The sequence below is a fragment of the Pseudomonas sp. 1L-B-1-E-C1 genome (genome assembly GCF_057291835.1).
The window spans coordinates 293,502-307,522 of sequence record NZ_JBXAWN010000006.1 but is presented as its reverse complement, the minus strand read 5'-3'; the positions used below and the strand labels follow the sequence as shown (position 1 = coordinate 307,522).

Genomic DNA, 14,021 nt, shown 5'->3' with positions numbered 1-14,021 from the left:
ATGGTAGCGGCGGTGGTCTGAGTGTAAAGCTGGTTTTCGACCCCCGCCACAAGGACGTTCCTTTTCCCTCCGAACAAGCCCCGACATGTTCAGACCTCTCTTCGTATTTATCGGCACGCGTTATACCCGTGCAAAGCGTCGCAATCATTTTGTGTCATTCATTTCCCTGACTTCGATGATCGGGCTCGCCCTTGGCGTGGTCGTGATGATCGTCGTGCTGTCGGTGATGAACGGCTTCGACCATGAGATGCGCACCCGCGTGCTAGGCATGGTGCCCCACGCCACCCTTGAGACCGGCGAGCCGATCAACGACTGGCAGAGCCTGGCCGACAAGGTCAAGCAGAACCGCCAGGTCACGGCAGTAGCGCCGTTCACCCAGATGCAGGGCCTGTTGACCAACAACGGTCAGGTCTCGAAAGTGTTGCTCAATGCCATTGATCCTGCGCTCGAGCGCAATGTGTCGATCATCGACAACTTCATGAAACAGGGCAAACTCGACGACCTCACGCCCGGCAGCTTCGGCATCGTCATCGGCGACAAGGCGGCGACCAAGCTCGGTGTCGGCATCGGCGACAAGGTTACTTTTGTCGCGCCGGAGGTCAGCGTGACCCCGGCCGGGATGTTCCCGCGCATGAAGCGCTTCACCGTGGTCGGGATTTTCCATGTCGGCGCCGGTGAGCTCGACGGTTACCTCGGCGTGACCAATCTGCAGGATCTGGCCAAGATGCACCGCTGGAAAGCCGATCAGGTGCAGGGCTTGCGTCTGAAGTTCGAGGACCTGTTCCAGGCCCCGCGCGAGGCGTGGAATATTGCCCAGCAGCTCGGCGAAGACCGTTACTACGCCCGCGACTGGACCCGCACCCACGGCAACCTGTATCAGGCGATCCGCATGGAAAAAGCCATGATCGGTCTGCTGTTGCTGCTGATTGTCGCCGTCGCCGCGTTCAACATCATTTCCACGCTGGTGATGGTGGTGAACGACAAGAAGGGCGACATCGCCATTCTGCGCACCCTCGGCGCCACACCGGGCACGATCATGCGTACGTTCATGGTTCAGGGCACGGTGATCGGCGTGGTCGGCACAGCCATTGGCGCGGTGGTCGGGATCCTCGCGGCACTGAATGTCAGTGCGGCCATTTCGGCACTTGAAGGGCTGATCGGCCACAAGTTCCTTAATGCTGACGTGTATTTCATTGATTATCTTCCTTCGCAGGTACAGAGCCAGGACGTCGTCATGGTTTGCGCTGCTGCGTTGGTCCTGAGTTTCCTCGCCACCCTGTATCCCGCCTGGCGTGCCGCGCGCACCCAGCCGGCGGAGGCGTTACGTTATGAGTGAGTCGGGCATGAGTGAACAAGCAATTCTGAGCTGCCGTAACCTCGGCAAATCCTATGAGGAGGGTCCTGAGTCGGTACAAGTGCTGGCCGGCCTGCAACTGGAGTTGCACCCGGGCGAGCGTGTGGCGATCGTGGGTAAATCCGGTTCCGGCAAAAGTACCTTGCTCAACCTGCTCGGCGGCCTCGATACGCCAAGCAGGGGCAGCGTCTGGCTCGACGGTGAAGAACTGTCGGCGTTGAGCGAGAAGAAGCGGGGCCTGCTGCGCAATCGCGCGCTTGGTTTCGTTTACCAGTTTCACCACCTGCTGCCGGAATTCACCGCGCTGGAAAACGTCTGCATGCCGCTGTTGATCGGCAAGACCGCTATCCCGGAGGCGCGCCAGCGTGCCACCGCTTTGCTGGAGCGTGTCGGTCTGGGCCATCGTCTGGAACACAAACCGGCGGAACTGTCCGGCGGCGAGCGTCAGCGCGTGGCCATCGCCCGTGCCCTGGTCAACAACCCGGGGCTGGTAATGCTCGATGAGCCAACCGGCAACCTTGACCTGCACACCGCCGAAGGCATTCAGGACCTGATGCTGGAGCTGAGCACTTCGATGCGCACGGCGTTTCTGGTGGTGACACATGACATGAACCTGGCTCGCCAGATGGATCGCGTCCTGCAACTGCAGGAAGGCTGTTTGACCCCCATCTGACTGGCTGTAACCCGGCGTCCGTAAGGGCGCCGGGTCTTTTATTTCCATACGGTGCCCCAGCGAATGTTCAGACCGTTATCGATCTTTATCGGCACGCGCTATACCCGCGCCAAGCGCCGCAATCGCTTTGTTTCGTTCATCTCGATGACCTCGATGATCGGCCTCGCCCTCGGCGTGCTGGCGATGATCGTGGTGCTGTCGGTGATGAACGGCTTTCAGCGCGAAATGAGCTCGCGCATCCTCGGCATGGTGCCCCACGCGACCATCGTCGGCGTCAAGCCGATCGACGACTGGCAGCCGGTTGCCGCCGCCGCAATGAAAAACCCGGAAGTGACCGCCGCCGTGCCGTTCACCGAAATGGAAGGCATGCTCTCCTACAAGGGTTCGATGCAGCCGATCCAGATCAGCGGCGTCGACCCGGCCCAGGAAGGCAAGGTGTCGATCGTTGCCCAGCACATCGTTCAGGGACGTCTCGATGCGTTGAAACCGGGCGAATTCGGTGTGGTGATCGGTGAAATCACTGCGCGGCGTTTCCGCCTGAACGTCGGCGACAAGATCACCCTGATCGTTCCAGAAGTCAGCACCGCGCCGGGAGGCATTACTCCGCGCATGCAGCGCCTGAATGTAGTTGGCGTGTTCAAGGTCGGTGCCGAGCTGGACGGTTCGATGGGCTTGATCCATGTCGCCGATGCCGCGACCATGCAGCACTGGCAGCCGAATCAGGTGCAGAGCGTGCGCCTGGCGGTCAAGGATTTGTACGCCGCGCCGAAGGTGTCTGCGGACATTGCCGGTGGCCTTGGCGCCGAATTCAAGGCTGACGACTGGACCCATACCCAAGGCAGCCTGTTCAGTGCGATGAAGATGGAAAAAACCATGATCGGCCTGCTGTTGCTGATGATCGTCGCGGTGGCGGCGTTCAACATCATCGCGACGCTGATCATGGTGGTGAACGACAAGGGCGCCGACATCGCGATCCTGCGCACCATCGGCGCCACACCGCGGCAGATCATGGCGATCTTCATGGTCCAGGGCACGGTGATCGGTATTGTCGGCACCATCATTGGCGGCGTGCTGGGCGTGATTGCGGCGCTTAATGTCAGTGAACTGGTCGGCTGGGTCGAGCGTGTGACCGGGCAGCATATCTTCAGTTCGGACGTGTATTTCGTCAGCAACCTGCCGTCGGAACTGCAGGGTGGGGATGTGCTGTTGATCTGCTCGGCGGGCTTCGTTCTGAGCTTTCTGGCGACGGTGTATCCGGCGTGGCGAGCGGCGAAGATCGAGCCGGCGCATGCGCTGAGATATTCGTAACCTTTAGACCGCTTTCGCGAGCAGGCTCGCTCCCACAGGGGAAAACATTCCAACTGTGGGAGCGAGCCTGCTCGCGAAGGGGTCGGTACTGCTGACCTCAGGTTTTAGGCAGTTCAATCACAAACCGAGTAAACCCCGCCCCCGATTCGCAATGAATCGTCCCGCCATGTGCCCGCACGATCGACTGGGTGATCGCCAAACCCAACCCCGCATGCTCACTGCTGCCTTCCTGCCGCGCCGGATCCGCTCGATAGAAGCGGTCGAACAGACGTGGCAGTAATTGCGCGGAAATACCCTCGCCACTGTTCTCGACGCAGACGCGCACGGTTTCCCCCTCGTCGACGATGCTCAAGCGAACGTATCCCTCGGCCGGGGTGAACCGTAGCGCGTTATCCAGCAGATTCGGCAAGGCCCGGCGCAACATGCCGCGATCACCTTCGATTTGCGCCTCACCTTCACGGCTCATACTCACGCCAGCGTCTTCCGCCAATGGTGCAAAAAACTCCAGCAGCATGTCGGCCTCATCCGCCAACTCCAGCGGTTCGCGCTTGGGCATCAGCAAGCCGTGGTCAGCCTTGGCCAGATAGAGCATGTCGTTGACCAGTTGCGCCATCCATTGCAGCTCTTCGAGGTTGCTGTGCAGCGCTTCGCGGTAATCCTCCAGTGCCCGCGGACGGGTGAGGGTGACCTGGGTGTGGGTCAGCAGATTCGACAGCGGCGTGCGCAACTCATGGGCGATGTCGGCGGAAAACGCGGAGAGGCGCTGAAAGGAGTCGTCGAGGCGTGCGAGCATGGCGTTGAAGCTGTGGGCCATTTCCGCAAGCTCTGGCGGCATTTTCTCTTCCGGCAGTCGGGCATTCAGCGATCGCGCAGAAATCCCACAGGCCACCGCGCTCATGCGACGCAACGGGCGCAGACCGCTGCGCGCGGCCCAGGCCCCGAGCAGGGCAGTGGCCAGCGCTGACAGGCTGACGGTCAGCCAGATCAGATGTTGCATGCGCGCAAGGAAATGCTGGTGGTGAGTGATGTCCAGCAGCAGAGTCAGTTGCGGCGAATCCGCTGTGTCCGGGTAGAGCGGGGCGCGCAGTACGCGGTACTCGGTGCCGTCATCGCTGATGGTCGACAGGCCTGTTTGCAGCGGAAGAATCTTCGGAATCTGCAGTGAACTGTCGTACCAGTGCTGACCGTCGCCACTGGTGATGCGCAACGACAGGTCGGCCTGACGGCTGAGTTCATCGGCCAGGCGCGCTTCGCGCTGGGCAGGCTGCAGATCCTGCAAGGCGCGGCGCAGGCCGATCAGTTTAGCCTCCAGTTGTTGCTGATCGAGTTCGATGAAGTGCGCCTCGCTGGCGCGATTGAACAGCACCCCGGCGAATAGCGAGACCACCGCGGTGCAGGCGGCAAACAGCAGGGCCAGGCGCGTGCTCAAGGACAACCGAGGCATCACAGCGCACGCTCTTCGAGCACGTAACCCATGCCGCGCACGGTGTGGATCAACTTGTTGGGGAAGTCATCGTCGATCTTCAGGCGCAAGCGGCGGATCGCCACTTCGATGACGTTGGTGTCGCTGTCGAAATTCATGTCCCACACCTGCGAGGCAATCAGCGACTTCGGCAACACTTCACCTTGCCGACGCAGGAGCATTTCCAGCAGGGCGAACTCCTTGGCGGTCAGGTCGATGCGCTGGCCGCTGCGTTCGACCCGGCGGCGGATCAGATCCAGGCGCAGATCGGCCAATTGCAGGCTGGTTTCCTGGGCGATTGCGCTGCCGCGTCGCAACAGGCTGCGCACCCGGGCGAGCAATTCGGAGAAGGCGAATGGCTTGACCAGATAATCGTCGGCGCCCAGTTCGAGGCCGTGAACCCTGTCCTCTACGGCGTCTTTGGCGGTAAGAAAAAGTACCGGCGTGTCGAGGCCGGCGTTGCGCACCGCTTGCAGAATCTGCCAGCCACTGCGCCCGGGCAGCATTACATCGAGGATCAACAGCGCGTAGTCACCGCTCAAGGCCAATTGCTGGCCGCTGATGCCATCGGCCACCAGTTCGGTATTGAACCCGGCCTCGGTCAGGCCCTGACGCAGGTACTGGCCGGTTTTCGCTTGGTCTTCGACGATCAACAGTTTCATGGGCGACTCGGGCTGGTTCGGGATGAAAAAGGGCGAGGGCGTTATACCGTGAGATCCGGCGATAAGCGCCAAGCTGACAAAGTTGTAATCTGCCTGTCAGGTCGATGCCAGCGCACAGTGGTTAGAGTTTCCCACAGGCTGAACCTTCTCTTGTCGGAGCGTGACCATGTTTTTTCGCACACCCATTACAGTAGCGGCTTGTCTGCTGGCATTGACTTCGCCAGCCTGGGCGACACCAGCGCACAGCTACGCGTTCGGCCAGCCGGCAGCGGCGAGCCAGGCCACGCGCAGTATCGAAATCGTCATGGGCGACATGAACTTCGATCCGAAAATCATACAGGTCAAGGCCGGTGAGACGGTTCGCTTTGTGCTGGTGAATAAAGGCCAGTTGCTGCACGAATTCAACCTTGGTGATGCGGCGATGCATGCCAGTCACCAGCAGGAAATGTTGCAGATGCAGCAGAGCGGCATGCTCACGCCGACAGGGATAAAAGAAATGTCCCACGACACGGCGGGCATGGATCACGCGGCGATGGGCCATGGCATGCAGCATGACGACCCCAACAGCGTATTGGTCGAACCGGGTAAAACCGCTGAGTTGACCTGGACTTTCAGCAAGGCCACGAACCTTGAGTTTGCCTGCAATATTCCCGGGCATTACCAGGCGGGCATGGTCGGCAAACTGACTGTCAGTCAGTAAGCACTCAAAGGCGCGGGCAAAGGCTGGTAGAATCCGCTGATTCTTCAGTCAGGTTTCCGCCATGCATCCCGCAGCCGAACATTCGCCGCTGGGCAAATCCAGCGAATACATCGCCACTTATACGCCGTCCCTGCTGTTCCCGATTCCGCGCACCGCGAAATGGGCCGAGCTGGGCCTGACCGCCGAAACCCTGCCGTACAAAGGTGTGGATTTCTGGAACTGCTTCGAGCTGTCGTGGCTGCTGCCGTCGGGCAAACCGGTGGTGGCGATCGCTGAATTCAGCATCCCGGCGGACTCGCCGAACATCATCGAATCGAAGTCGTTCAAGCTGTACCTCAACTCGCTGAACCAGACGCCGTTCGCCGACGTCGCCACGCTGGAGGCGACGCTGGTCAAGGATTTGTCTGCCGCCGCCGGCAAACCGGTGGGCGTGCGGGTTCGCAGTTTGAAGGACGTTGAGGCTGAAGGCGTCGTGGCACTGCCGGGCGTGTGCATCGACGATCTGGATATCAGTGTCAGCAACTACGAACATCCGCGCCCGGAATTGCTGCGTTGCGACGATTCGCGAATCGTTGAAGAGAGCGTGCACAGCCATCTGCTCAAATCCAACTGCCCGGTGACCAGCCAGCCGGACTGGGGCAGCGTGGTAGTGGAATATCGCGGCGCAGCGCTGGATCACGCCAGCCTGTTGGAATACATCGTCAGTTTCCGCCAGCATTCGGACTTCCATGAGCAGTGCGTGGAGCGGATTTTTCTTGATCTGCAGCGGTTGTTGAAGCCGGAGAAACTGACTGTGTTTGCGCGATATGTGCGGCGCGGTGGGCTGGATATCAACCCGTATCGCAGCACTGAGGAATTGCAGCTGCCGAACCATCGTCTGGTGCGTCAATAAGATCAAAAGATCGCAGCCTTCGGCAGCTCCTTTAGTTAATCCGATGTAGGAGCTGCCGAAGGCTGCGATCTTTCAATTAGTAGGAATGAAAAAGCCCTGCCATCGCTGGCAGGGCTTTTTTGTGCACGGGGGCATCAGATGCCCATGCTGCCCAGCGTGTTCATGATGTTGCGCAGGGTGCCAGCGATCGCCGGGTGTTCGACTTCGAAGCGCTCGACCGCCAGGTTCACACCATCGGCGATGCTCGCGTCCTGGGTGGCACTTTCCAGCTGGATTTCCGATTCGATCTGCGCCATCAACGCACGCAGATCCTCACGTTCGACTTCCGACAACGGTGGATTCTGTTCCAGCTGCTCGCGCAGGGTATCGAGCTGTTTTTGCAGTTCTTGGGCGGGCATGGTGGTTTCCTTTTATCAATAGGCACTGGCATTGACCGCAGCCGCGCGCCAAAGGTCTATGGCTGACCTTTAGATTAATCCACTCTCGGTAAACCTGCATGACGTCGGTCAGGGCTTTTCGCCTTTGGCGCGGCGCAAGCTGATGTCGGCAAGACAGGCGTCCAGTTCGCCGAGATGATCGATCACCGAATGCACGCCCAGACCGAACAACTGCACAGTGGCCTTGCCGCGCAACTGTTCGCGCTCCTTTTGTGAGAGTGCCTGCCATTCGCTCGGGCTCAGGCCGCACAGCGAGCCGCAGGACGCCAGGCCAATGGTCCATAACCCGGCATTCAAGCCGGCCTGCAACAGACGCGGCTCACCGCTGACCAGCACGCAGCCATCGAGGCGGTCGATGTTCACATCCATCAATGCTTGCCAGCAGGCATTCGGGGCTGGCCATGGATTCATTGTTGCTGAATGTTGCGTCGGTTTGATCCAGTCCGGCAGCGAGGCGGCCAGTGGCTGAGCGAGGGCAGGGGGCAATTCATCGAGCCACGCGCAGGGAATTCCCTGGCGTTGCAAGCTCTTCAGGCTATCGAGCGCGCCGGGCGTGGTTTCGGCGTGTTCCGGCCGGGCGCTGAGCTGTTGCGCGGCGCGGGCACCGAAATCCACCAGGCAACCGCTCAGGCCGAACAGCACGGCAGTCAGACTGGGCGCGGCGACGGGCAAGGTTTCGGCGTGAGTCATGGCAACGTCCCTGAAATAACGCTCAAGGCTATGGCGCGCGGGTGACAGTTGCATGACAGCCTTGTGAAAGACGACGTAGGAAACTTCCTGCATATCCTTGCAGCGGCAGACTGCCCAAATTGCCGTTTACGCTTATACTAGCGGCCTTAATGTCCGGGCCGAGAGGTCCGCGCCAGTATCAAATCCAAGGAGTTTTTCTATGCGCTGGAGCCCTTCGCTCGCTCAGCTAAGTGTTTGTGCCAGCCTGTTGCTGGCGCCGTTCGCCACCCAGGCGGCCACCGAAGAAGACCCTTGGGAAAGCGTCAACCGGCCGATTTTCCAGTTCAACGACTTCGTTGACACTTACGCGTTGAAGCCATTGGCGCAGGGTTATGAGTTCATCACTCCGCAGTTCGTTGAAGACGGCATTCACAACATGTTCCGCAACGTCGGTGACGTGACCAACCTGGCGAACAACATTCTGCAGGCCAAACCGGCTGCTGCCGGCGTTGATACCGCCCGACTGATTTTCAACACCACCTTCGGTCTGCTCGGCTTTTTCGATGTCGGCACCCAGATGGGTTTGAACCGCAGTGACGAAGACTTCGGTCAGACCCTCGGTTATTGGGGCGTGGGCAGCGGCCCTTACGTGATGCTGCCGCTGATGGGCCCGAGCACCCTGCGTGACGCACCGTCGAAATATGTCGACAGCTTCACCGGCGCGTACCGCTACATCGACCACGTGCCGACACGTAACTCGATCTTCGGCCTGAACATCGTCGACACCCGCGCCAGCCTGCTGTCGAGCGAGAAGCTGATCAGCGGCGACAAATACACCTTCATCCGCAACGCTTACCTGCAGAACCGCGAGTTCAAGGTGAAGGACGGTCAGGTCGAAGACGATTTCTGATTTCGACCAGCGACAGAAAGGCGACCCTCGGGTCGCCTTTTTTGTCCGCGCCAGAGCGTCACCGGCGACTGCCGCTACCTTCCATCGGGTTACCGTTGGAGCGGTTCTTATAACTCCCGGTGATTTGACAAACAAAGTCGTCAAGCGACAATCGGCGCATGCTTGAAACGCTCTGCGGATGGGAGTACCGTCTGCGCCTTAGAAGGGCACCTCTGTTTAAAACCGCGCGCCAGGCGAATGCTTGAAAGCGCTGCAACAGAGAGGCTAGAAAGCGAATCCAGTAGTCTGCGCAGGGCCGTTGCCCCGCTCACTACGCCAACCTAATTCTGGCGCCGTTTGCCCACATGCCAAAAACCAGTGCCACGCTGCTGATAATCGATGATGACGAGGTAGTACGCGCGAGCCTCGCGGCCTATCTTGAAGACAGTGGTTTCAGCGTCCTGCAGGCCGGCAACGGTCAACAGGGTCTTCAGGTATTCGAGCAAGACGAGCCCGATCTGGTGATCTGCGATCTGCGCATGCCGCAGATGGGCGGTCTCGAACTGATCCGTCAGGTCACCGAGCGCTCACCCGATACGCCGGTGATCGTGGTCTCGGGTGCCGGGGTGATGAACGACGCGGTCGAGGCCCTGCGCCTGGGCGCGGCGGATTACCTGATCAAGCCTCTCGAAGATCTGGCTGTGCTCGAGCACTCCGTGCGCCGGGCACTAGATCGTGCGCGGCTGCTGCTGGAAAACCAGCGCTACAGCGAGAAGCTGGAAAAGGCCAACCGCGAGCTCGAAGCCAGCCTGAACCTGCTCCAGGAAGACCAGAACGCCGGTCGCCAGGTGCAGATGAACATGCTGCCGGAAAGCCCGTGGAGCATCGACGAATTCAACTTTGCCCACCAGATCATCCCGTCGTTGTACCTCTCGGGTGATTTTGTCGACTATTTCCGCGTCGACGAGCGCCGGGTCGCGTTCTATCTGGCGGATGTTTCCGGGCATGGCGCGTCATCCGCCTTCGTCACCGTGCTGTTGAAGTTCATGACCACGCGTTTGCTCTTCGAGTCGAAACGCAGCGGTACCTTGCCGGAGTTCAAGCCTTCGGAAGTGCTCGGTCATATCAACCGGGGGCTGATCAGTTGTAAGCTGGGTAAACACGTCACAATGGTCGGTGGAGTCATCGACGAGGAGACCGGTTTGTTGACCTATAGCATCGGCGGCCATCTGCCGTTGCCTGTGTTGTACACGCCTGACAGTGTTCGTTATCTCGAAGGCCGTGGTCTGCCGGTGGGGCTGTTCAATGAAGCCACCTACGAAGACCACGTGCTTGAGCTGCCGCCGACGTTCAGCCTGACGCTGATGTCTGATGGCATTCTGGACCTTTTGCCGGAAGCAACGCTCAAAGAAAAAGAGGCTGCTTTGCCTGAACGGGTGAAGTCAGCGGGCGGCAGCCTGGATGGTCTGCGGCAAGTGTTTGGTTTGGCCACGCTAGGGGAGATGCCGGATGATATCGCCCTGTTGGTGTTGAGCAGGAATCTTCAATGAGTACCGGTAGAATCCAGTTCGCCGAGCAGGACGGCACCTTCGTCCTGAAGTTCGTCGGTGAAGTTCGCCTGACCCTGTGTTCGGCGTTGGATGCGACTATTGAGAAAATCTTCACCGCGCTGAACTTCAACGCGATCGTGATCGATTTGACCGAAACCCGCAGCATCGACAGCACCACCCTCGGCCTGCTGGCCAAACTGTCGATCCTGTCGCGGCAGAAGGTCGGTCTGTTGCCGACGGTTGTCACCACCCACGAAGACATCACCCGGCTGTTGCAGTCGATGGGCTTCGAGCAGGTGTTCAACATCGTCAACCACCCGGTGCCGTGCCCGGAGTGCCTGGATGACCTGCCGGATCAGGATCAGTCGGAAGAAGTGGTGCGAATCAAAGTGCTGGAAGCGCACAAGATTCTCATGGGCCTGAATGATTCCAATCGTGAGGCGTTTCATGATCTGGTCAATGCGCTGGAGCGGCATTGATCCAGTGAATTGAGGATGCATGGGCCGGCCTCTTCGCGAGCAGGCTCGCTCCCACATTTTGATCAGCAGTTACCATAAAAAAGGGCGAACCCTCACAGGTTCGCCCTTTTTGCATGCCACAAACTCAAATCACAGCTTGGCCTGCAGCAACGCTTCCAGCTTCTCCTGGTCGCGAGCGAACTGACGGATGCCTTCAGCCAGTTTCTCGGTGGCCATCGCGTCTTCGTTGGACAACCAACGGAACTGCGCTTCGTTGAGGCTCAGGCGTGCTTCACCGGCATTGCCCGGTGCCAGTTTGCGTTCCAGCTTGCCGGTGTCGGCGGCCAGCTTCTCCAGCAGTTCCGGGCTGATGGTCAGGCGATCACAGCCAGCCAGTTGTTCGATCTGGTTGATGTTACGGAAGCTGGCACCCATGACCACGGTCTTGTAGTCATTGGCCTTGTAGTAGTTGTAGATGCGCGTCACCGACTGCACGCCAGGATCATCGGCGCCGGTGTAGTCGTTGCCGTTGGCCTTCTTGTACCAGTCGTAGATACGGCCCACGAACGGCGAAATCAGGAACACGCCGGCATCGGCGCAGGCGGCGGCTTGGGCGAAAGAGAACAGCAGCGTCAGGTTGGTCTGGATGCCTTCCTTTTCGAGGATCTCGGCGGCGCGGATGCCTTCCCAGGTCGAGGCGATCTTGATCAGCACCCGGTCGCGGCCAACGCCGGCCTTGTCGTACAGCTCGATCAGACGATGCGCACGCTTGAGGATCGCATCTTGGTCGAAGGACAGACGCGCATCCACTTCGGTGGAGATGCGGCCCGGAACCACGTTAAGAATTTCCTTGCCCACTGCGACGCCGAAACGGTCGCTGGCCAGGCCGACATCGCCCTTGCAGTCGCGAACGCAATCGTTCAGCAGTTCGGCGTAACCGTGAATGGCCGAAGCCTTGAGCAGCAGGGAAGGGTTGGTGGTGGCGTCGACCGGTTTGACCCGGGCGATCGCTTCGAAGTCGCCGGTGTCGGCAACCACGGTGGTGAACTGTTTGAGTTGTTCCAGCTTGGAAGTCATGGGCGTGCTCTATCCTATGGGTCTGAAGACATTACCCGAGCGCTGACGGGCACTCAAGGGTGCATTCGTGGATCGATGGCCCCTGCGGCAACAACCTGAAAACGATTGTTTGAAAGGTGGGGCGCGGTGTCGCTGAATACGATGCCAAAACGGCCCACAGGTTCAAAGCAACCGACCTGTGAACAGACCGGTTGCCCAAAGCCTACTCAGCGTTCAACACGCCTTCCACCGACAAGCGTGCCGGTTTTGGCTGACCGTCCGAAGTGAGAAAGCCGAAGTTCTTCTCGCGATCGTTGCTGCCTGAATCACTGTTGCGCCATTCGTAGATAGACGTCAGCGGGATATTCAGACGTTTAACGTCAGCGATGAACGCGTTGATCCTGGTCGCTTGCCCCTCAGGCCCGCCGTTGGAGGCGAGGGCCGAAACTCCCCACTCACTGATGACCCCCGGCAGATTGAAGTTCTGCTGGATAAACGTCTGCGCGTTGCTGATCTGCGTAGCGGTCATGCCGTAAGGGTGATAGGACACCGCGTTGAGGCATTTGGGGTAATCGCTGACGATGCTTTTCAACGCCACCGTCGAAGCCGAGCCAGCGCTTGGCGGCCGGGCGAAGCCGAACCCGACCCGTGGTGTCGTCTGCGGCTGGCCTTCGAAGGCCTTGCACATGCCAGCCATGAACGGCACGAACGTGGTGTCGAAATTGCGCGTCGGCCAGTAGGTTTCCAGATCCGGCTCGTTCCAGATTTCGATCGCGACCAGTTGCGAGCTGTAAGACTTTTCCAGCCCGGTTACGACGTTGGCGAACTTACCGCCGGCCGTGTCCAGTTCAGCGGGGGAAGTGGCGGGCAATGCCTTGATTGCGCGCACGGTCAGCAGCACCGGCAGCCCGGCGGAGGCAGCGGCGGCGAAGGCGTCGCTGACCTGTTTCTGATAGGTCTTGGCGGTGAGGCTGTCGCTCCACACGCCGAAGCGCACAAAGCTGAAACCTGCTGCTTTGATCTGCGCGGCATCGGCGGCGGTAAAGCTCTGGATCTTCACCTGAACGCCGATGGTTTTCGCTGGAAGGTTGGGGAACAGCTCACTGGCATGAACCTGACTGGTGGCACCGATCGCCATCAGTACGAGGGCGGCGAGTTTATTGCGCTGTGCTGTTTTCATGTCTGCTCTCCTGAAGAGAATGACAACTACGAATATTTATCCCGTTACTCAATTTCCGATAACGGTGATGGCACTAAGTGCGTGAATGTTATTTTTTGTCAGGAAAACAGCAACTGAAAATCACAGTTATTTTTAGTCCGCTAATTGTGGTTGGGGCGGCTTAAAACGCTGTGGTACTTAATGTTCCTGTACTAACAGGGCGAAGCTATTTCTGAGTGCAGGAAAGTCGTGAGGGTTCATTAACTTTTGCGGCATGTTGGCTGTTTGATATTACACAGGAAAGCAAGACTTGTTCAAAAAGATCCTGGTTGTCTGCGTGGGCAATATATGCCGAAGTCCGACGGCTGAACTGCTGCTGCGCAACGCGCTGGGCCCGTCCGCCATCACGGTGTCGTCCGCCGGCCTGTCCGCCCGCGTGGGCGAAGGCGTCGAGGCTTCGGCGCGGCAGGTGCTCGAAGAGCACGGCCATTGCGCCGAGGCCTTCAAGGCGCGGCAACTGACTTCGGACATCGTCAATGACTCGGACCTGATCCTGGTCATGGAAAAGGCCCATGTAAATCAAGTGCTGAAGATCGCCTCGCACGCCAGAGGCAAAGTGTTTCTGCTCGGAAAATGGCAGAGCGAGCGCGAAATACAGGATCCGTATCGTCAAGGCAAGGCCGCTTTTATTCATGCCCACGCATTGATTGAAGATGCTGTTAGTTCATGGGCAAAGCGACTCGGGCATTGAT

At 59.3% G+C, this 14,021-nt stretch carries 15 protein-coding genes; 9 read left to right on the top strand and 6 right to left on the bottom strand.

Annotation, left to right across the window (positions count from 1 at the left end; translation table 11 throughout):
- The first annotated feature begins 85 nt into the window (after nucleotides 1–85).
- The 3 genes from AC0Z4S_RS13250 to AC0Z4S_RS13240 all read left to right on the top strand — a co-directional run bounded on the left by AC0Z4S_RS13250 (nucleotide 86) and on the right by AC0Z4S_RS13240 (nucleotide 3,335).
- Complete coding sequence (locus AC0Z4S_RS13250; protein WP_485623339.1) at nucleotides 86–1,336, top strand: lipoprotein-releasing ABC transporter permease subunit; 1,251 nt, start codon at nucleotides 86–88, stop codon at nucleotides 1,334–1,336.
- Nucleotides 1,329–2,027 (top strand): lipoprotein-releasing ABC transporter ATP-binding protein LolD, encoded by a 699-nt coding sequence (gene lolD / locus AC0Z4S_RS13245; RefSeq protein WP_485623338.1) that lies wholly within the window; start codon nucleotides 1,329–1,331, stop codon nucleotides 2,025–2,027. Before AC0Z4S_RS13250 ends, lolD begins: the two co-directional genes overlap by 8 nt.
- 63 nt (nucleotides 2,028–2,090) lie before the next feature.
- A complete protein-coding gene (locus AC0Z4S_RS13240) occupies nucleotides 2,091–3,335 on the top strand; it encodes a lipoprotein-releasing ABC transporter permease subunit (RefSeq protein WP_485623337.1) in 1,245 nt (414 codons plus the stop codon).
- Nucleotides 3,336–3,432: 97 nt separating this feature from the next.
- On the opposite strand, the gene AC0Z4S_RS13235 is transcribed toward AC0Z4S_RS13240, so the two are convergent.
- Both AC0Z4S_RS13235 and AC0Z4S_RS13230 read right to left on the bottom strand, forming a co-directional pair.
- Nucleotides 3,433–4,779, bottom strand: coding sequence for a heavy metal sensor histidine kinase (locus tag AC0Z4S_RS13235; protein ID WP_485623335.1), 1,347 nt, complete (start codon nucleotides 4,777–4,779; stop codon nucleotides 3,433–3,435).
- On the bottom strand, nucleotides 4,779–5,459 hold the full coding sequence (locus tag AC0Z4S_RS13230) for a heavy metal response regulator transcription factor (protein WP_485623334.1): 681 nt from the start codon (nucleotides 5,457–5,459) through the stop codon (nucleotides 4,779–4,781). The genes AC0Z4S_RS13235 and AC0Z4S_RS13230 overlap by 1 nt, the downstream gene beginning before the upstream one ends.
- A gap of 166 nt (nucleotides 5,460–5,625) precedes the next feature.
- Between AC0Z4S_RS13230 and copI the strand changes: the two genes are divergently transcribed.
- Nucleotides 5,626–6,159, top strand: coding sequence for a copper-resistant cuproprotein CopI (gene copI, locus AC0Z4S_RS13225; RefSeq protein WP_485623333.1), 534 nt, complete (start codon nucleotides 5,626–5,628; stop codon nucleotides 6,157–6,159).
- Nucleotides 6,160–6,220: 61 nt separating this feature from the next.
- On the top strand, nucleotides 6,221–7,051 hold the full coding sequence (gene queF, locus AC0Z4S_RS13220) for an NADPH-dependent 7-cyano-7-deazaguanine reductase QueF (protein WP_471877525.1): 831 nt from the start codon (nucleotides 6,221–6,223) through the stop codon (nucleotides 7,049–7,051).
- A gap of 134 nt (nucleotides 7,052–7,185) precedes the next feature.
- Here queF and AC0Z4S_RS13215 read toward each other — a convergent pair whose 3' ends face one another.
- Complete coding sequence (locus AC0Z4S_RS13215) at nucleotides 7,186–7,449, bottom strand: DUF4404 family protein (protein WP_485623332.1); 264 nt, start codon at nucleotides 7,447–7,449, stop codon at nucleotides 7,186–7,188.
- 108 nt (nucleotides 7,450–7,557) lie between these two features.
- Nucleotides 7,558–8,178, bottom strand: coding sequence for an HAD superfamily inactivated hydrolase PcrP (gene pcrP / locus AC0Z4S_RS13210; protein ID WP_485623330.1), 621 nt, complete (start codon nucleotides 8,176–8,178; stop codon nucleotides 7,558–7,560).
- 199 nt (nucleotides 8,179–8,377) lie between these two features.
- On the opposite strand from pcrP, the gene AC0Z4S_RS13205 reads away from it, so the two are divergent.
- The 3 genes from AC0Z4S_RS13205 to rssC all read left to right on the top strand — a co-directional run bounded on the left by AC0Z4S_RS13205 (nucleotide 8,378) and on the right by rssC (nucleotide 11,075).
- Nucleotides 8,378–9,067, top strand: a complete 690-nt coding sequence (locus AC0Z4S_RS13205; protein ID WP_485623329.1) for an MlaA family lipoprotein — start codon at nucleotides 8,378–8,380, stop codon at nucleotides 9,065–9,067.
- A 344-nt stretch (nucleotides 9,068–9,411) separates the two neighbouring features.
- A complete protein-coding gene (gene rssB, locus AC0Z4S_RS13200) occupies nucleotides 9,412–10,596 on the top strand; it encodes a two-component system response regulator RssB (RefSeq protein ID WP_212616776.1) in 1,185 nt (394 codons plus the stop codon).
- Nucleotides 10,593–11,075, top strand: coding sequence for an anti-sigma factor antagonist RssC (gene rssC, locus AC0Z4S_RS13195; protein ID WP_003226553.1), 483 nt, complete (start codon nucleotides 10,593–10,595; stop codon nucleotides 11,073–11,075). The genes rssB and rssC overlap by 4 nt, the downstream gene beginning before the upstream one ends.
- A 129-nt stretch (nucleotides 11,076–11,204) precedes the next feature.
- Here the strand turns inward: rssC and tal are convergent, their stop codons facing one another.
- Nucleotides 11,205–12,131 (bottom strand): transaldolase, encoded by a 927-nt coding sequence (gene tal, locus AC0Z4S_RS13190; protein ID WP_041477315.1) that lies wholly within the window; start codon nucleotides 12,129–12,131, stop codon nucleotides 11,205–11,207.
- A 202-nt stretch (nucleotides 12,132–12,333) separates the two neighbouring features.
- Complete coding sequence (locus AC0Z4S_RS13185; RefSeq protein ID WP_485623327.1) at nucleotides 12,334–13,290, bottom strand: glycosyl hydrolase family 5; 957 nt, start codon at nucleotides 13,288–13,290, stop codon at nucleotides 12,334–12,336.
- A gap of 289 nt (nucleotides 13,291–13,579) precedes the next feature.
- Here AC0Z4S_RS13185 and AC0Z4S_RS13180 point away from each other — a divergent pair, with 289 nt between their 5' ends.
- Nucleotides 13,580–14,020, top strand: coding sequence for a low molecular weight protein-tyrosine-phosphatase (locus tag AC0Z4S_RS13180; RefSeq protein WP_485623326.1), 441 nt, complete (start codon nucleotides 13,580–13,582; stop codon nucleotides 14,018–14,020).
- Nucleotide 14,021 lies beyond the last annotated feature (1 nt).